15 protein-coding genes are annotated in these 15,961 nt (G+C 67.2%); 4 read left to right on the top strand and 11 right to left on the bottom strand.

The window, feature by feature from the left end; translation table 11 throughout:
* Window positions 1–72 precede the first annotated feature (72 nt).
* Complete coding sequence (locus tag ACYJSS_RS24370; RefSeq protein WP_236205129.1) at window positions 73–324, bottom strand: DUF7709 family protein; 252 nt, start codon at window positions 322–324, stop codon at window positions 73–75.
* Window positions 325–417: 93 nt separating this feature from the next.
* Between ACYJSS_RS24370 and ACYJSS_RS24365 the strand changes: the two genes are divergently transcribed.
* Window positions 418–1,191, top strand: coding sequence for an AraC family transcriptional regulator (locus ACYJSS_RS24365; protein WP_111263315.1), 774 nt, complete (start codon window positions 418–420; stop codon window positions 1,189–1,191).
* 6 nt (window positions 1,192–1,197) lie between these two features.
* On the opposite strand, the gene ACYJSS_RS24360 is transcribed toward ACYJSS_RS24365, so the two are convergent.
* From ACYJSS_RS24360 to ACYJSS_RS24330, 7 genes are all read right to left on the bottom strand, one after another.
* Entirely contained in the window at window positions 1,198–2,097 is a 900-nt protein-coding gene (locus tag ACYJSS_RS24360) for a peptidoglycan DD-metalloendopeptidase family protein (protein WP_236205128.1), read from the bottom strand.
* 101 nt (window positions 2,098–2,198) lie between these two features.
* Window positions 2,199–3,101, bottom strand: a complete 903-nt coding sequence (locus ACYJSS_RS24355) for a response regulator (RefSeq protein WP_111263317.1) — start codon at window positions 3,099–3,101, stop codon at window positions 2,199–2,201.
* 270 nt (window positions 3,102–3,371) lie between these two features.
* Window positions 3,372–4,121, bottom strand: coding sequence for a phosphate signaling complex protein PhoU (gene phoU / locus ACYJSS_RS24350; RefSeq protein ID WP_173178196.1), 750 nt, complete (start codon window positions 4,119–4,121; stop codon window positions 3,372–3,374).
* A gap of 113 nt (window positions 4,122–4,234) precedes the next feature.
* Window positions 4,235–5,068 (bottom strand): phosphate ABC transporter ATP-binding protein PstB, encoded by an 834-nt coding sequence (gene pstB, locus ACYJSS_RS24345; protein ID WP_111263319.1) that lies wholly within the window; start codon window positions 5,066–5,068, stop codon window positions 4,235–4,237.
* An 81-nt stretch (window positions 5,069–5,149) separates the two neighbouring features.
* Complete coding sequence (gene pstA / locus ACYJSS_RS24340) at window positions 5,150–6,766, bottom strand: phosphate ABC transporter permease PstA (RefSeq protein ID WP_111263320.1); 1,617 nt, start codon at window positions 6,764–6,766, stop codon at window positions 5,150–5,152.
* 67 nt (window positions 6,767–6,833) lie between these two features.
* Window positions 6,834–9,122, bottom strand: coding sequence for an ABC transporter permease subunit (locus ACYJSS_RS24335; RefSeq protein ID WP_373874588.1), 2,289 nt, complete (start codon window positions 9,120–9,122; stop codon window positions 6,834–6,836).
* A 169-nt stretch (window positions 9,123–9,291) separates the two neighbouring features.
* Complete coding sequence (locus ACYJSS_RS24330; protein ID WP_111263322.1) at window positions 9,292–10,263, bottom strand: phosphate ABC transporter substrate-binding protein PstS; 972 nt, start codon at window positions 10,261–10,263, stop codon at window positions 9,292–9,294.
* 155 nt (window positions 10,264–10,418) lie between these two features.
* Between ACYJSS_RS24330 and ACYJSS_RS24325 the strand changes: the two genes are divergently transcribed.
* The gene (locus ACYJSS_RS24325) at window positions 10,419–11,726 is read left to right on the top strand and encodes a PQQ-dependent sugar dehydrogenase (protein ID WP_111263323.1); all 1,308 of its coding nucleotides are present in this window, start codon (window positions 10,419–10,421) and stop codon (window positions 11,724–11,726) included.
* A 99-nt stretch (window positions 11,727–11,825) separates the two neighbouring features.
* Here the strand turns inward: ACYJSS_RS24325 and ACYJSS_RS24320 are convergent, their stop codons facing one another.
* Window positions 11,826–13,112: an MFS transporter gene (locus tag ACYJSS_RS24320; RefSeq protein WP_111263324.1), complete on the bottom strand. Its 1,287-nt coding sequence runs from the start codon at window positions 13,110–13,112 to the stop codon at window positions 11,826–11,828.
* Between the two features lie 289 nt (window positions 13,113–13,401).
* Between ACYJSS_RS24320 and ACYJSS_RS24315 the strand changes: the two genes are divergently transcribed.
* Both ACYJSS_RS24315 and ACYJSS_RS24310 read left to right on the top strand, forming a co-directional pair.
* Window positions 13,402–13,809 carry an acyl-CoA thioesterase gene (locus tag ACYJSS_RS24315; RefSeq protein WP_111263325.1) on the top strand — a complete coding sequence of 136 codons (408 nt, stop codon included), beginning with the start codon at window positions 13,402–13,404 and terminating at the stop codon, window positions 13,807–13,809.
* A gap of 139 nt (window positions 13,810–13,948) precedes the next feature.
* Entirely contained in the window at window positions 13,949–14,866 is a 918-nt protein-coding gene (locus tag ACYJSS_RS24310; RefSeq protein WP_236205127.1) for a D-hexose-6-phosphate mutarotase, read from the top strand.
* A 136-nt stretch (window positions 14,867–15,002) separates the two neighbouring features.
* On the opposite strand, the gene ACYJSS_RS24305 is transcribed toward ACYJSS_RS24310, so the two are convergent.
* Both ACYJSS_RS24305 and ACYJSS_RS24300 read right to left on the bottom strand, forming a co-directional pair.
* On the bottom strand, window positions 15,003–15,548 hold the full coding sequence (locus ACYJSS_RS24305) for a DUF3299 domain-containing protein (protein WP_111263327.1): 546 nt from the start codon (window positions 15,546–15,548) through the stop codon (window positions 15,003–15,005).
* Between the two features lie 149 nt (window positions 15,549–15,697).
* The gene (locus tag ACYJSS_RS24300) at window positions 15,698–15,943 is read right to left on the bottom strand and encodes a GlsB/YeaQ/YmgE family stress response membrane protein (RefSeq protein WP_043243057.1); all 246 of its coding nucleotides are present in this window, start codon (window positions 15,941–15,943) and stop codon (window positions 15,698–15,700) included.
* Window positions 15,944–15,961 lie beyond the last annotated feature (18 nt).

Genomic DNA, 15,961 nt, shown 5'->3' with positions numbered 1-15,961 from the left:
GTCGGTTGTGGGGGGAAGAAGGCGCGGATCCTAGGCCGATCCGCGCCGCCGCGCAATCCCGTCGTGTCGAGGTCATGACTGCCCGCACAAAGCGCGCAGGGCCGGGTCGCGCACCTGCAGCAGCTCGAACAGCCCCAGCGCCTGGAGCGCCGGCAGGGCCGCCAGCAGCTCGCGCTCGGCGGCGTGGCGCTGCTCCGCCGTTGCCGCCGGGTCGCACCAGCGCCGGGCGTTGATCAGGAAGGCGCCCACCGTGCCCTTGCGCACGCGGGTGCCGTTGAAGTCGCAGTGGTCGAGATGATCGGGGAGCAGGTCTTCGGCGCGCATGGGGATGTCCTCCTGTGGATGAGGGCTCATTCTGCGACCAGGCGACTTGGCTAAACTGCCTTATCCGTGCCGATCGATAACGTGAAAATGCCAATGTCACAGCCCCTGGTTTCACCCTCCCTCGCCCAGGCCGACGGGGGCCCGCTGCTGGTCGCGGTGTGGCAACACGGCCCCGGCGAGCGGCGGACCACCCTGCATTCCCACGCCCGTGGCCAGTTGCTCGGCGCCGGGCGCGGCCTGCTGTCGGTGGCGGCGGCCCACAGCCATTGGGTGGTGCCCGCCACCCACGCGGTGTGGGTGCCGCCCGGTTGTGAACACGCCCTGCGCTCCCACGGGCCCTTCGATGGCTGGAGCGTCTACGTCAGGCCCGAAGCCTGCCGGGGGCTGCCGCAGGCGCCACGGATCATCGCCACCTCGGGGCTGCTGCGCGAGGCGGTGCTGCGGGCCTCGAGTTGGGACGAAGGGCTGCTGGATGAGCGCAGGCTGCGCATCGCCGAGGTGATCCTCGACGAGCTGCAGTCCTTGCCGGAGGAGCCCCTCGGCCTGCCGCTACCGGTGGACCCGAGGCTGTTGAGGGTCTGCCAGGCGCTGGCCGATGACCTGGCGGACAACCGCAGCCTGGCGGCCTGGGCGCTGTGGGCGGGGGTCTCATCGCGGACCCTGGCCCGGCGCTTCGTCGAGGAGACGGGCTTCGCCTTCGGCCAGTGGCGCCAGCGCGCCCGCCTGTTGCGGGCCCTGGAGCGCCTGGCGGCGGGCGATGCGGTGACGCGGGTGGCGCTGGAGACGGGCTATGAGAACGTCAGCGCCTTCATCGCCATGTTCCGCCGCCATTTCGGGGTGACACCGGGGTGCTACTTCGCGCGCTAGCCGGGGCTATTCGTCGCCGCCCACGGCGAAGTTGGGCAGGGTGTCCACCGGCTGGGCGAACTGGAAGGGGATGGATTCGAGCGCCAGGCCGACGTTGCGCTGGATGACGAAGTGCAGGTGCGGGCCGGTGCTGTTGCCGGTGTTGCCGGAGCGGCCGATCTGCTCGCCGATGGCGACGCGCTGGCCCTCCTGGACCCTGACCGAGCCGCGCATCAGGTGCAGGTAGACGCCCATGGTGCCGTCGTTGTGAAGGATGCGCACGAAGTTGCCGGAGGGGTTGTTGCCCCGCCCGCTCTGCTGGTTCTCGATCTTCACCACCATGCCGGGCCGCGCCGCGACGATGGGCGTGCCTTCGGGCATGGCCACGTCCTGGGCGTAGCGGCCCTTGGGGGTGAAGTGGCTGTACTGGCCGTTGGCGCCCTGGGTCAGGCGGAACGGGCCGCCCACCCAGGGCAGCGGGTAGCGATACAGCGAGGGCTGCTGCCTCGGGTCGCCCAGGGCGTAGCGCAGGCGCGGCTTGTAGCGCATGGCCTTGCTGGCGTCGGCCGGGGCCAGGGTGGCGAGGCGGATCTTGCTGCGCGGCGGCAGCACCCAGCGGATGGGCTTTTCCGGCGCGCCCACGGCGTTGCTGACGTTGCTCAGGCTCAGCTCCACTTCCACCGGCGCGTAGAGGTCGTTGCGCACCAGCAGGGTTTCGCCGGCATCGTGCTTCTGGGTCTCCAGCTTCACCGAGAGGTCCAGGCGCTCTACCATGCGATCACGGAAGACGAACACCTGCGCACCGGCGACGGCCTTGTCGGTGTAGGTCACCACGCCGTTGGCATCGGTGTACTTGTAGATGGTCAGCGCGCTCGCCGGCAGGGCTGCCGCCAGCGAACCGCAGAGAAGGAGGATGCGCCCTAGCATGACTGCATGGATCTAGTGGTTATGGGTGTTCGAGCTGGCAAGCCTAGCAGCGCCGCCGGCACCGCGCGAGGCGCCGGCCGTCGGGCTGTGACGGGGTTGGCTCAGGCGCCGGGTACGAAGTGTTTCTGTGCCGAGCCACGGGCGATCAGGCGCGACAGGTAGTCGAGCTTCTGCGGATCGCGGTCGACGAAGCGGAAGGTCAGCTGCAGCCACTCGCTGTCGGGCTTGGGTTCGAGGGCCGAGACGGCGTGCAGGTAGCCATTGAGGCGCGCCACCTCGCCGCCCTCGCCCTGCTCCAGGTCGAGCACGGCGCTCTCCAGCACCTGGGGCAGCGGCTCGCCGCGCTTCACCACCAGGTGGGCATCCTTGAGGCTGATGGTCTTGATGACGCAGGACAGCACGCCGCTGGGCAGGCGCAGCTGGGCTTGCCCACGGCCTCCCGGCGCCTGGCCGGCAGCCTTGGCCGAGGGGGTGGACGCAGCCGGCTTGGCGGCGGCCTTGGGCGCCGCGGCGGGCTTGACCACCTCGGCCTTGCCGCCGGTGAGGGCGGCGAGGGAGTCGTTGGCGAAGCCGCCGGAGCTGAGCATCTTCGGCGGTGCGCCGGCGGCCAGGGCCTCCATCTTGCCGGCACGGGCCAGCTGCTTCTTCACCTTGGTCACCAGCTGGTCGTTGGAAAAGGGCTTGCCGATGTAGTCGGAAACCCCGGCCTGGATGGCCTGCACCACGTTCTCCTTGTCGCCGCGGCTGGTCACCATGACGAAGGGCGTGGTCTTCAGCGTGTCCTGGGCGCGGCACCAGGTGAGCAGCTCGAGGCCGGACATCTCCGGCATCTCCCAATCGCACAGGATCAGGTCGACGGGCGTGCGCGTCAGCATCTGCTGGGCCTTGCGCCCGTTGATCGCTTCTTCGATCTGGATGCCGGGGAAATGGTCGCGCAGCCCCTTCTTCACCAGGTCGCGAATGAAGGACGCATCGTCCACTACCAGCACTGTCACCTTGCTCATCGACCACTCCTCAGAGAACGGGCGTAAGCATAGCCTCGGCTGATAGCGCTTTGCCAAGCTGAATGCGACATCGCGCACCCTTTTGGGTGAAAGGTGGCGCCGGGGCCTTGGGCAGCAGGGGATTCGCGGGGCTCGCGGGATGTCGCCCGCGGATGAAAAGCATCGCGAATGAATTCGCTCCCACACGGCAGGAGACGCTTGGCGAGCAGAGCTTGGAGCCACAAACGGAAACGCCCGGCATGGCCGGGCGTCGTCCTGAAGCGGGGCGGGTCAGCTGGCGGGGGTGTCGCCGGCCTTGTTGGCGGTGCCCTTCACTTCTTCCTGCATGCGCGCCAGGCCCATGTGGCGCACGTCGGTGCCGCGCACCAGGTAGATCACCAGTTCGGCGATGTTGCGCGCGTGGTCGCCGATGCGCTCCAGGGAACGCAGGGCCCAGATGATGTTGAGCACGCGGCTGATGGCACGCGGGTCTTCCATCATGTAGGTGACCAGCTCGCGCAGGGCGGTCTTGTACTCGCGGTCGATGGTCTTGTCGTACTGGGCGACCGACAGGGCCAGGTCGGCGTCGAAACGGGCGAAGGCGTCCAGCGACTCCTGCACCATGCGGCGCACCTGGTCACCGATGTGGCGGACCTCGACGTAGCCGCGCGGCGAGACGCCCTCTTCGCAGAGCTGGATGGCGCGGCGGGCGATCTTCGAGGCTTCGTCGCCGATGCGCTCCAGGTCGATCACCGACTTGGACACGCTGATGATCAGGCGCAGGTCGGAAGCCGCCGGCTGGCGACGGGCGAGGATGCGCACGCACTCCTCGTCGATGTTGCGCTCCATCTGGTTGATCTCGTCATCGATCTCGCGCACCTGCTGGGCCAGGCCCGAGTCGGCGTCGATCAGCGCGGTGACGGCGTCGTTCACCTGCTTCTCAACCAGGCCGCCCATGGCCAGGAGGTGGCTGCGCACTTCCTCCAGTTCGGCGTTGAACTGCTGGGAGATGTGATGCGTGAGGCTGTCTTTGTCGATCATGTTCGCTCCGCGAAAGCTGGAAGCTTGAAGCCAGAAGCTTGAAGCCTGTTAATCGGTGTCCGTCGTTCAACTTCCAGCTTCAAGCTTCCCGCTTCAAGCTGGCGCTCGCGCGACTAGCCATAACGACCGGTGATGTAGTCCTCGGTCTGCTTCTTGGCCGGGTTGGTGAACAGGGTATCGGTATCGCCGAATTCGATCAGCTTGCCCATGTACATGAACGCCGTGTAGTCGGAGACGCGCGCGGCCTGCTGCATGTTGTGGGTGACGATGACGATGGTGTACTTGCTCTTGAGCTCGTAGATCAGCTCTTCCACCTTGAGGGTGGAGATCGGGTCCAGCGCCGAGCAGGGTTCGTCGAGCAGCAGCACTTCGGGTTCGACCGCGATGGTGCGGGCGATGACCAGGCGCTGTTGCTGGCCGCCGGAGAGGCCGAGGGCGGATTCGTGCAGGCGGTCCTTGACCTCCTCCCACAACGCCGCGCCCTTGAGGGCCCACTCGACGGCTTCGTCGAGCACGCGCTTCTTGTTGATGCCCTGGATGCGCAGGCCGTAGACGACGTTCTCGTAGATGCTCTTGGGGAAGGGGTTGGGCTTCTGGAACACCATGCCGACGCGGCGGCGCAGCTCGGCCACTTCCTCGCCCTTGCGGTAGATGTTGTTGCCGTCGAGGCGGATCTCGCCCTCGACGCGGCAGCCGTCCACCAGGTCGTTCATGCGGTTGAAGCAGCGCAGCAGCGTGGACTTGCCGCAGCCGGACGGGCCGATGAAGGCGGTCACGCGCTGTTTCGGGATGTTCATCTGCACGTCGTACAGCGCCTGCTTCTCGCCGTAGAACAGGTTCAGGCCGGGCACTTCGAGGGCAACGGTTTCCTCGGCCAGGCTCAGGCTCTGCTTGCTGCGGCCGAGGGCGGAGATGTTGACGCCGTGGCTGTGGCTTTCGTGTTGCATGGTTTCACTCCGTTCGTAGCGCCAGGCTACAAGCTTAAGTTTTCAAGCGGAGCGGCGTGCTGCACGCCGCTCGGGGCTGACTCAGTTATCCAGCGCCTTGTACTTCTCGCGCAGGTGGTTGCGGATGGCCACGGCCGAGAGGTTCAGCAGCGCGATCACCAGCACCAGCAACAGCGCGGTGGCGTACACCAGCGGGCGGGCGGCCTCGACGTTGGGGCTCTGGAAGCCGACGTCGTAGATGTGGAAGCCCAGGTGCATGATCTTCTGGTCCAGGTGCAGGTACGGGTAGTTGCCGTCCACCGGCAGGCTCGGGGCCAGCTTCACCACGCCCACCAGCATCAGCGGCGCCACTTCGCCGGCGGCGCGGGCCACGGCGAGGATCAGGCCGGTCATCATGGCCGGGCTGGCCATCGGCAGGACGATCTTCCACAGGGTCTCGGCCTTGGTCGCGCCGAGGGCCAGGGAGCCTTCGCGCACCGCACGGGGGATGCGCGCCAGGCCTTCCTCGGTGGCGACGATCACCACCGGCACCGCGAGGATCGCCAGGGTCAGCGAGGCCCACAGCAGGCCCGGGGTGCCGAAGGTCGGCGCCGGGGCGGCCTCGGGGAAGAACAGGCGGTCGATGGAGCCGCCCAGCACATAGACGAAGAAGCCCAGGCCGAACACGCCGTAGACGATGGCCGGGACACCGGCCAGGTTGTTCACGGCGATGCGGATGATGCGGGTCAGCAGGCCCTGCTTGGCGTATTCGCGCAGGTAGATGGCCGCCACCACGCCGAAGGGGGTGACGATCACGGCCATGATCAGGGTCATCATCACGGTGCCGAAGATGGCCGGGAAGATGCCGCCCTCGGTGTTGGCCTCACGCGGGTCGTCGGCGAGGAATTCCCACAGCTTGGCGAAGTAGAAGCCGAGCTTCTGGAACAGGCCCATCGAGTTGGGCTGGTAGGCGTGCACCACCTTGCCCAGGGAGATCTCCTGCTCCTGGCCACCGGCCTCGCGGACCACCACGCTGTCGCGGTTGAAGGCTTCGTGCAGGCCGCCCAGTTGCGCTTCGAGGCCCTTGTAGCGGGCCTCCAGCTCGGCACGCGCGGCGGCCAGGTCAGCCTGCGCGGCGGCGTCCAGCTTGCCGTCCAGCTCCAGCTTGCGGCCGTCCAGGCGCAGGCGCTCGAGGCCGTGGTTGATGGCACCGATGTCCTTCTTCTCCAGCTTGTAGAGCTGGGCGTAGAGGTCGTCGACGCGCTTCAGGCGCTTCTGCAGCTCGGCCATGGCGGCCTCGCCTTCGGCGACGACCTGGCCGTTTTCCTTCACGCTCACCAGGCGACCGTAGAAGTTGCCCCACTCGCGGCGCTCCATGGCGACCAGCTCGGCGGGTTTCTTCTGGTCCTGCAGCCATTCGCCCACCACCCAGGTGAAGTCGCTGCCGTAGACCTCGCGGTTGCCCACCTTGACCAGCTCGCGGGTCATGAACTCGGGGCCCTCCTCGGGCACCGGCAGGCCGGCGCCCTTGAGGCGCGCGCGGGATACTTCCTCGATCTGCACCGCTTCGCCGATCAGCGCCTTGGGCGCCTGGCCCGGGACGCTGTACTGGGCTTCGATCAGGTCGGCCGGCCAGAAGTGGCCGAGGCCACGCACGGCGATCACCGAGAGCAGGCCGATGGTCATGATGACGGCGATGGAAACCGCGCCACCGCTCATCCACACACCTGGCGCGCCGCTTTTGAACCAGTATTTGAGGGAAACCTGTTTCACGGAATTCTCCACCTTAAAGCGAGGCGTATTTCTTGCGCAGGCGCTGACGGATCAGCTCTGCCAGGGTGTTCATGACGAAGGTGAACATCAGCAGCACCAGGGCCGCGAGGAACAGCACGCGGTAATGCGAGCCGCCCACCTCGGATTCCGGCATCTCCACCGCGACATTGGCCGCCAGGGTGCGCATGCCTTCGAAGATGTTCACTTCCATCACCGGGGTGTTGCCGGTGGCCATCAGCACGATCATGGTCTCGCCCACCGCACGGCCAAGGCCGATCATCAGCGCGGAGAAGATGCCCGGGCTGGCGGTGAGGATGACCACGCGGGTCAGCGTCTGCCAGGGCGTGGCACCCAGGGCCAGGGAGCCGTAGGTGAGGCTGCGCGGCACGCTGAAGATGGCGTCCTCGGCGATGGAGAAGATGTTCGGGATCACCGCGAAGCCCATGGCCAGGCCGACGATCAGGGCGTTGCGCTGGTCGTAGGTGATGCCCAGGTCATTGCTGATCCACAGGCGCATGTCGCCCCCGAAGAACCAGGCTTCCAGCAGCGGGCTCATGCCCAGGGCGAACCAGCCCACCAGCAGCACCACGGGGATCAGGATCGCCGCTTCGAAACCGTCCGGCACGCGCAGGCGGATCGACTCGGGCAGGCGGCTCCAGAGGAAGCCGGCGAGCAGGATGCCGATCGGCGTGAGCAGCAGCAGGCTGAAGATGCCCGGCAGGTGCCCCTCGACGTAGGGCGCCAGGAACAGGCCGGCGAAGAAGCCGAGGATCACCGTCGGCAGCGCTTCCATCAGCTCGATCACCGGCTTGACCTTGCGGCGCATGCTCGGCGCCATGAAGTAGGCGGTGTAGATGGCGGCGGCGATGGCCAGCGGGGCGGCCAGCAGCATGGCGTAGAAGGCGGCCTTGAGGGTGCCGAAGGTCAGCGGCGCCAGGCTCAGCTTGGGCTCGAAGTCGGTGTTGGCGGCGGTGGATTGCCAGACGTACTTGGGTGCGTCGTAGCTTTCGTACCAGACCTTGCCCCACAGCGCGCTCCAGGAGACTTCCGGGTGCGGGTTGCGCAGGCTGAAGGGCAGCAGCTGGCCGCCCTCTTCGATCACCACGCGATTGGCGCGCGGCGAGAAGGCCATCAGGCCGGCACCGTCGGTGACCTGTTCGATCAGCAGGGTGCGCTCGGCGGTGCTGTGGAAGACGCCGAGCTTGCCGCTGGCATCCAGGGCGAGGAAGCCCTTGCGACGCTCCTCGGGGGCGATCTGCACCACCGGCGCCTGGCCCAGCTGGAAGCTGCGGATGTGGGTCAGGCGGGCTTCGCCGTCGGCGCCACGGACCATGAACCACTGGCTCACGTCGCCCTTGGAGTCACCGATCATCAGGGAGATGCCACCCAGCAGCAGGTTGCTGGAGGACACTTCGCGATCACCTTCCTCGAACAGTTTGTAGCGACCGTTGAGGCTCTTGTCGTGCAGGCTGAAGACGTCCACCTGGGCACGGCCATTGACCACGTACAGCCACTGCTGGCGCGGGTCGACGTAGATGGCCTTGATCGGCTCGGTCATCTGCGGCAGGTCGATGGCGTTCTGCTCGACGGTGGTCTCGCCGGTGAGCATGTTTTCTTCGCTGACCAGCTCCTGCACGTGCAGCTGGTTGCCGGTGGAACCGGCCAGCAGCAGGGTCTCGTCGTTGTGGTTGACCGCCACGTGCTCCAGCGCGCCGCCGTCCTGGTTCAGCACCAGGGGCTTGTCGCCATAGGGGAAGTCGATCTGCGGGGTGATCACCCGCTTGTTGTCCGGGTAGGTCACCGCGTAGCTGTGCTTGAACAGCAACACCTGGCCATTGGAGAGGCCCAGGGCCACCAGCGGGCTACCGGGCTGGTCCTGGCCGATGGACACCACGCTCGCACCGGCGGGCAGCGGCAGCGGGGTGCGCTTGAGCTCGGCGCCGTCCTTGGTGGCGAAGAACACCGCCTCGCCCTTGTCGGAAATGCGCATGCCGACCTGGTTCTGCTCCTCGATGGTCAGCAGCAGCGGCTTGCCGGCGTCCTGCTGGAGCCACGCGGGGCTCTGCACTTTCTTCGCGGTCAGCTCGGCGCCCTGGAACAGGGGCAGCACCACGTAGGCGAGGTAGAAGAAGATCAGGGTGATGGCCGCGAGAACGGCCAGGCCGCCCACCAGTACGTACCAGCGGGTCAGGTTGTCTTTCAGCGCACGGATGCGACGCTTGCGCTGCAGCGCCGGCGTGTTGAAGTCGATGCGCTCGGGGGGATTCGTCGAGGTCATGGGGGAACTGGCCAGATCATTCATGGGCACACCCTAAAGCCTTCGTATGACAGAAAGATTACAGCGAGGTGACGCAACGAGGCCCACCCTGGGCATGGTGCCGGGGGCGGGCCTCCATGGCGGGGGTCTCCCGCCATCGTCGCGTCCTTGCGGGGCGGCCTGCGAAGCGGCCGCCCCCTTCATCTGTCCTGGATTACAGGCCCAGATCCTTCAGTGCTTTTTCAGCGACCTTGGCCGGCAGCGGGATGTAGCCATCCTTCACCACGACCTGCTGGCCTTGTTGCGACAGCACCAGCTTCACGAACTCGGCTTCCAGCGGGGCCAGAGGCTTGTTCGGGGCCTTGTTGACGTAGACGTAGAGGAAGCGGGACAGCGGGTAGCTGCCGTTCAGGGCGTTCTGCTCGTTGTCTTCGACGAACTCGCCGCCTTCCTTCTTGGCCAGGGCGACGGTCTTCACGCTGGAAGTCTTGTAGCCGATGCCCGAGTAGCCGATGCCGTTGAGGGACTGGCTGATGGACTGGACGACGGAAGCCGAACCCGGCTGCTCGTTGACGTTGGCCTTGAAGTCGCCTTTGCACAGGGCTTCTTCCTTGAAGTAGCCGTAGGTGCCGGATACCGAGTTGCGGCCGAACAGCTGGATCGGCTTCTCGGCCAGGTCGCCGGTCACGCCCAGCTCGCCCCAGGTCTTGATGTTGCTCTTGCCACCGCACAGGCGGTTGGCGGAGAAGATGGCGTCGACCTGCTGCATGGTCAGGCCTTTGATGGGGTTGTCCTTGTGCACGAAGATCGCCAGGGCGTCGACGGCGACCGGGACGGCGGTCGGCTTGTAACCGTACTTCTGTTCGAAGGCCTGCAGCTCGACGTCCTTCATCTTGCGGCTCATCGGGCCCAGGTTGGCGGTGCCTTCGGTCAGAGCCGGCGGCGCGGTGGAGGAACCGGCGGCCTGGATCTGGATGTTCACGTTCGGGTATTCACGCTTGTAGGCTTCGGCCCACAGGGTCATCAGGTTGGCCAGGGTGTCCGAACCGACGCTGGAGAGGTTGCCGGATACGCCAGTGGTCTTGGTGTAGGACGGGATGGACGGGTCGACAGCGGCAACCGCGCTGGCGGTCGCTACGCCGGCGGCGACGAAAGTCAGGGCCGCCATCAAACGCTTCAGTTTCATGCCTTGCTCCTAGCAAAGGATCGGGTTGGATGAATCGGTGGCCAGTATCTGCAGGCCGTATGAACACTCTATGAACCGAATATGACAATTGGATGAATGGCCATCATGACGGTCCAAACCTGCTTGAATGAGCCCGCACCCCCAGGAGAACGACCATGCACCCCCTACGACTGATGCCCCTGGCGGCCCTCCTCGCCGCCTGCACGGCCTGCGGCGACAAGGCCACCCTCGAGGTCAGCGACGGCACCGGCGCCAACCCCCGGCTGCCGCCGCCGAACAAGACCCTGCTGCCCACGGTGAACGTGGCCCCGGCCAAGGGCTGGCCCGAAGGCGGCCTGCCGACCGCCACTGCCGGCACGCAGGTGAAGGCCTTTGCCGAGGGCCTGGACCACCCGCGCTGGCTCTACCTGCTGCCCAATGGCGATGTGCTGGTGGCCGAGAGCAACGCCCCGGCATCCGATGGCGGCTTCAGCCTCAAGGGCTGGATCGCCGGCAAGGTCATGGAGAAGGCCGGCGCCCGCACCCCCAGCGCCGACCGCATCACCCTGCTGCGCGACAACGACGGCGACGGCGTGGCCGACCTGAAGACGCCCTTCCTGGAAAACCTCCACTCCCCCTTCGGCATGGCCCTGGTGGGCGGGGACTTCTACATCGCCAACGCCGACGCCCTGGTGCGCGTGCCCTACCAGGAAGGCCAGACGCGCATCGAGGCCACGCCGCAGAAGGTCACCGACCTGCCGGCGGGCATCAACCACCACTGGACCAAGAACGTCATCGCCAGCCGCGACGGCAGCAAGCTGTACGTCACCGTCGGCTCCAACAGCAACGTCGGCGAGAACGGCCTGGAGATGGAAGAAGGCCGCGCGGCGATCTGGGAAGTGGACCGCGCCAGCGGCACCAAGCGCCTGTTCGCCAGCGGCCTGCGCAACCCCAACGGCCTGGCCTGGGAGCCCGAGACCGGCACGCTGTGGACGGCGGTGAACGAACGCGACGAGATCGGCAGCGACCTGGTGCCCGACTACATCACCTCGGTCAAGGACGGCGGCTTCTACGGCTGGCCCTGGAGCTACTACGGCCAGCACGTCGACGAGCGCGTGCAGCCGGCCAACCCGGAGAAGGTCGCCAAGGCCCTGGTGCCCGACTACGCCCTGGGCCCGCACACCGCCTCCCTCGGCATCGCCTTCGGCCGTGGCAGCGCCTTGCCGGACTTCCAGGACGGCCTGTTCGTCGGCCAGCACGGCTCGTGGAACCGCAAGCCGCACAGCGGCTACAAGGTGATCTTCGTGCCCTTCAAGGACGGCAAGCCCAATGGCGAGCCGGTGGACGTGCTCACCGGCTTCCTCGATGCCGACGGCAACGCCCAGGGCCGCCCGGTGGATGTGATGCTCGACGCCCAGGGCGCCCTGCTGGTGACCGACGACGTGGGCAACAAGGTCTGGCGGGTGACCTCGACCGTCAAGTGAGGCCCGGTGTGCAGCCCCGTTCCCCGGCCACGGCACCGTAGGATGGGTAGAGCTCCGCGAACCCCATCACCGCGGAGCTCCCCACTGTGATGGAGCCGATCAGCGCTTCTTGCCGATCAGGTACAGACCAATGACCATCGCCAGCCCGCACAGCGCCGCCACGTAGTAGGCCGGCCCCAGCGGGTCCCACTTCATCAGCAGGGAGACGATCATCGGCGTCAGCCCACCGAAGATGGCGTAGGCCAGGTTGTAGGAGAACGACAGGCCGGAGAAGCGCACTACCGGCGGGAAGGCCTTGACCATCACATAGGGCACCGCGCCGATGGTGCCGACGAACAGCCCGGTCAGCGCGTAGAGCGGGAACAGCCAGTCCGGGTGCGCCTTGAGGCTGGTGTAGAAGGTCCAGGAACTGGCCGCCAGCAACAGCCCGCCCACCAGGAAGGTACGGCCCGCGCCGAAGCGATCGGCGATGGCGCCGGAGGCGATGCAGCCGACCGTCAGGCAGACGATCGCCAGGCTGTTGGCCTTGAGCGCGGTGGCGGCCGCGAAGCCGTACACGGTCTGCAGCACGGTGGGGGTCATGAGGATGACGACCACGATGCCCGCCGACAGCACCCAGGTCAGCAGCATGCTGATGGCGATGGCGCCACGGTGCTCGCGCAGCACCGCCTTGAGCGGCACTTCCTCGGCCAGCGCCTTGCGCTGCTGCAGCTCGGCGAACACCGGGGTCTCGTGCAGCCAGCGGCGCAGGTACACGGAGAACAGGCCGAACACCCCGCCCACCAGGAAGGGGATGCGCCAGGCCCAGTCCTGCACCTCGGCCGGGGTATAGATGCTGTTGATCAGGGTCGCCATCAGCGAGCCCAGCAGGATGCCGAAGGTCAGCCCCGACGTCAGGGTGCCGCAGGCGTAGCCGATATTCCGCTCCGGCACGTGCTCGGCGACGAACACCCAGGCACCGGGCACCTCGCCACCGATGGCGGCGCCCTGGATCACCCGCAGCAACAGCAGGGCAAGGGGCGCCCAGATGCCGATCTGCGCGTAGGTGGGCAGCAGGCCCATGATCAGCGTCGGCACCGCCATGAGGAAGATGCTCAGGGTGAACATGCGCTTGCGCCCCAGCAGGTCGCCGAAGTGCGCCATGACGATGCCGCCCAGGGGCCGCGCCAGGTAACCGGCCGCGAAGATGCCGAAGGTCTGCAACTGGCGCAGCCACTCGGGCATCTCGGCGGGGAAGAACAGCTTGCCGACCACCGCCGCGAAGAACACGAAGATGATGAAATCGTAGAACTCGAGGGCACCGCCCAGGGCGGACAGGGAGAGGGTCTTGTAGTCGCTGCGGGTCAACGGCCGCGCGGGGGCCTCGGAGGCGGTAACGGTGGACATGGAAGGTCTCTTGTCAGTGCAGGCAGGGCATGCCCCGCCGCTGCGTTGGCGGCGGGCCGGTCCGCAAAATAGCAAAAAGCCGCCGGGCGCACACAATCTCTGACGTATGGGTGGTCAAAAGCGAAACCCGGCGGTCGTCGCCCGTCGCGGCGAGCTATATACTGCGCGCTGTTGCGCGCGGGCGACATGCAGTGGGTCGGCGGGCGCAGGGGGAACTTTGCAGGGCACCTTGCCCTTCCCCGTCCATTGAAGCCATCCAGAGCAGCACAGGGGCAGAGGCACCCCAGGCATGATCGAGATCGAAGAAGAAGAAAACCTGACTCCCCAGGGCGACCTGGCCTTGCAGATCACCGCGCTGCCGCGCGAAACCAACGGTTTCGGCGACATCTACGGCGGCTGGCTGGTCTCGCAGATGGACCTCGCCGGCACCGCCATGGCCAGCAAGGTCGCCGGCGGCCGCGTCGCCACCGTCGCCATCGACCGCATGGCGTTCCTCGTCCCGGTGGCCGTGGGCGCCCAGCTCTCCTTCTATACCCAGGCACTGGAGATCGGCCGCAGCTCGATCCAGATGCTGGTCGAGGTCTGGAGCGACGACCCGCTCTCCAGTGAATGGCGCAAGGTCACCGAAGCGGTGTTCGTCTTCGTCGCCATCGACGGCAGCGGTCGCACCCGCCCCGTTCCGCCGCGCCGCGGCTGAGCCGCCACGAGGGGCGCCGCAGCCGCGAACGCCCCTTCTTCCTGATATTGCTCACGCATTCGCCGGTTTCGGGGGAACCCCGCCGGCCCGCCCCTGCCCAATGCAGACGGCAAGCAGCCACAGGCCCAGGAGCCCCCGGATGAACAGCGAAAGCAAGGTTCCGCAGATCGAGCGGATCGAGATGGACGAACTGGCGTGCTGGCGCCTGCGCACCGCCGATTCGGAGCTGCTGGTGGCCCAGCAGGGCGCCCAGGTGCTGAGCTACCAGCGCAACGGCGAAGAGCCACTGATCTGGCTCAGCGAGCAGGCGGCGTTCAAGCGCGGCCAGTCGGTGCGCGGTGGCGTGCCGGTGTGCTGGCCCTGGTTCGGCGACCTGCGGCGCAACCCCCTGGACGTGCAGGCGCACTACCCGGCGGACGGCGAGGCCCCGGCCCACGGCGGCGTGCGCAGCCTCGACTGGGAACTGGAAAGCGTCGAGGCCCTGGAGGGCGCGGCGCGCCTGGTGCTGTCCTGGGACAGCCGCCGCACGCCCCTGCCCGGCTGGAACGGCGACGCCGAGCTGCGCCTGGAGATCCGCCTCGACCAGCGCCTGCACCTGAGGCTGGAAACCCGCAACCGCGGCACCGCGCCCCTGGCCCTGACCCAGGCGCTGCACAGCTACTTCGCCGTCGGCGATATCCACCAGGTGCATGTGGAAGGCCTGGACGGCTGCGACTACATCGAGACCCTGGAAGGCTGGGAGCGCCGCATCCAGCAAGGCGATGTCGGCTTCACCGGCGAGACCGACCGCATCTACCTGGGCACCCCGGCGCGTCTGGCCATCCGTGACCAGGCCTGGCAGCGCCGGGTGCTGATCGAAGCCAGCGACTCCGCCTCGGCGGTGGTGTGGAACCCCTGGATCGACAAGGCCGCCCGCCTCTCCCAGTTCGCCGACGACGCCTGGCAGCGCATGCTCTGCATCGAAACCGCCCGTGTACTGGACGACGCCCTGCTGCTGCAACCCGGCGCCAGCCATGGCATGGCCGTCAGCCTGTGGAGCGAAGCGCTTGGCGACTAAAGTCGCCCCTACCCAGGCTCGGACATGACCGTTGTGTAGGGTGGAGGTCGCTTTTTACCTCCACCAGGCGGAGCCGAACGCGGCACATTTGATGCCTCGACCCGGTAGTGGCGGGGCGCGCCACCCGAACGCCGCCTCACTGGATATCCTCGTCCTGCACGACCCTCACCTCGCCCGCATCCAGCGCATAGGCGGCGTCGGCCAGGTCGTTGCTGACCGACTCCACCTTGAGCGTGCCGGTGACCCAGAGCGGGGTGTAGATATCGTCGAGGGCGACGCCCTTGGGGTAGCGCACCAGCACGATCTGGTTCGGCGGCGGCGGCGGAACGTGGATGCAGGCGCCCGGGTAGGGCACCAGGAAGAACAGCGTGCCGCGCCCCTTGGCGTCGGTCTCCAGGGGCACCGGATAGCCACCGATGCGGATCTTCCTGCCATTGAGCCTGGCCACGGTCTTCGCCGAATACATCACCGCCGGCAGGTCCTTGTCCTGCTGCTTGAGGCCACCCTTGTTGCCGAAGGTGCCATCCGCCTCCGGGGTGTCGTGGCTGATCTCGGGCATCTCCTCCAGGGCCTTGCGGTCCTCGGGTGGCATCAGCTCGAGCCAGTCGGTTTCCGGCAGCTCCAGCCGGGCATGGGCCAGGGTGCTGCACAGCAGCAGGGAGAGAAGCAGGGCGCGGCGCATCGTGCAGGACTCAGGTAGAGAAACAGGCGCCAAGACTAACAGCCCGTTGAAAAACTGACTGCATTGCCGCTACGGCCGTTTTCGCCTTGCATCGCCTGCCTCGTCCACGTTTTTCAACGGAGTCCTCGCCGGGCCCGTTCCCAGCTCCCTCAGCTCTTCTTGATGGCGCCGTAGATCACCAGAAGGATGACGGCACCGACCACGGCACCGATGAAGCCGGCACCCTCGCCGGCGTGATAGATGCCCAGGGCCTGGCCCCCATAAGTGGCGGCGACGGAACCGCCGATCCCCAGGAGGATGGTCCAGATCCAGCCCATGCTGTCGTCGCCGGGTTTGAGGAAGCGCGCGACCAGACCGACGATCAGGCCGATGAAGATGGTTCCGATGAGCCCCATGGCATTTACTCCTGAATG

The organism is Pseudomonas sp. No.21 (assembly GCF_054558415.1).
This window is presented reverse-complemented; position numbering and strand designations above follow the sequence as displayed.

Excerpts from the sequence above, each read along its gene's own strand:
- ACYJSS_RS24370 (WP_236205129.1), bottom strand. The coding sequence starts at position 324 with ATGCGCGCCGAAGACCTGCTCCCCGATCATCTCGACCACTGCGACTTC.
- ACYJSS_RS24365 (WP_111263315.1), top strand. The coding sequence starts at position 418 with ATGTCACAGCCCCTGGTTTCACCCTCCCTCGCCCAGGCCGACGGGGGC.
- ACYJSS_RS24360 (WP_236205128.1), bottom strand. The coding sequence starts at position 2,097 with ATGCTAGGGCGCATCCTCCTTCTCTGCGGTTCGCTGGCGGCAGCCCTG.
- ACYJSS_RS24355 (WP_111263317.1), bottom strand. The coding sequence starts at position 3,101 with ATGAGCAAGGTGACAGTGCTGGTAGTGGACGATGCGTCCTTCATTCGC.
- phoU (WP_173178196.1), bottom strand. The coding sequence starts at position 4,121 with ATGATCGACAAAGACAGCCTCACGCATCACATCTCCCAGCAGTTCAAC.
- pstB (WP_111263319.1), bottom strand. The coding sequence starts at position 5,068 with ATGCAACACGAAAGCCACAGCCACGGCGTCAACATCTCCGCCCTCGGC.
- pstA (WP_111263320.1), bottom strand. The coding sequence starts at position 6,766 with ATGAGCGGTGGCGCGGTTTCCATCGCCGTCATCATGACCATCGGCCTG.
- ACYJSS_RS24335 (WP_373874588.1), bottom strand. The coding sequence starts at position 9,122 with ATGAATGATCTGGCCAGTTCCCCCATGACCTCGACGAATCCCCCCGAG.
- ACYJSS_RS24330 (WP_111263322.1), bottom strand. The coding sequence starts at position 10,263 with ATGAAACTGAAGCGTTTGATGGCGGCCCTGACTTTCGTCGCCGCCGGC.
- ACYJSS_RS24325 (WP_111263323.1), top strand. The coding sequence starts at position 10,419 with ATGCACCCCCTACGACTGATGCCCCTGGCGGCCCTCCTCGCCGCCTGC.
- ACYJSS_RS24320 (WP_111263324.1), bottom strand. The coding sequence starts at position 13,112 with ATGTCCACCGTTACCGCCTCCGAGGCCCCCGCGCGGCCGTTGACCCGC.
- ACYJSS_RS24315 (WP_111263325.1), top strand. The coding sequence starts at position 13,402 with ATGATCGAGATCGAAGAAGAAGAAAACCTGACTCCCCAGGGCGACCTG.
- ACYJSS_RS24310 (WP_236205127.1), top strand. The coding sequence starts at position 13,949 with ATGAACAGCGAAAGCAAGGTTCCGCAGATCGAGCGGATCGAGATGGAC.
- ACYJSS_RS24305 (WP_111263327.1), bottom strand. The coding sequence starts at position 15,548 with ATGCGCCGCGCCCTGCTTCTCTCCCTGCTGCTGTGCAGCACCCTGGCC.
- ACYJSS_RS24300 (WP_043243057.1), bottom strand. The coding sequence starts at position 15,943 with ATGGGGCTCATCGGAACCATCTTCATCGGCCTGATCGTCGGTCTGGTC.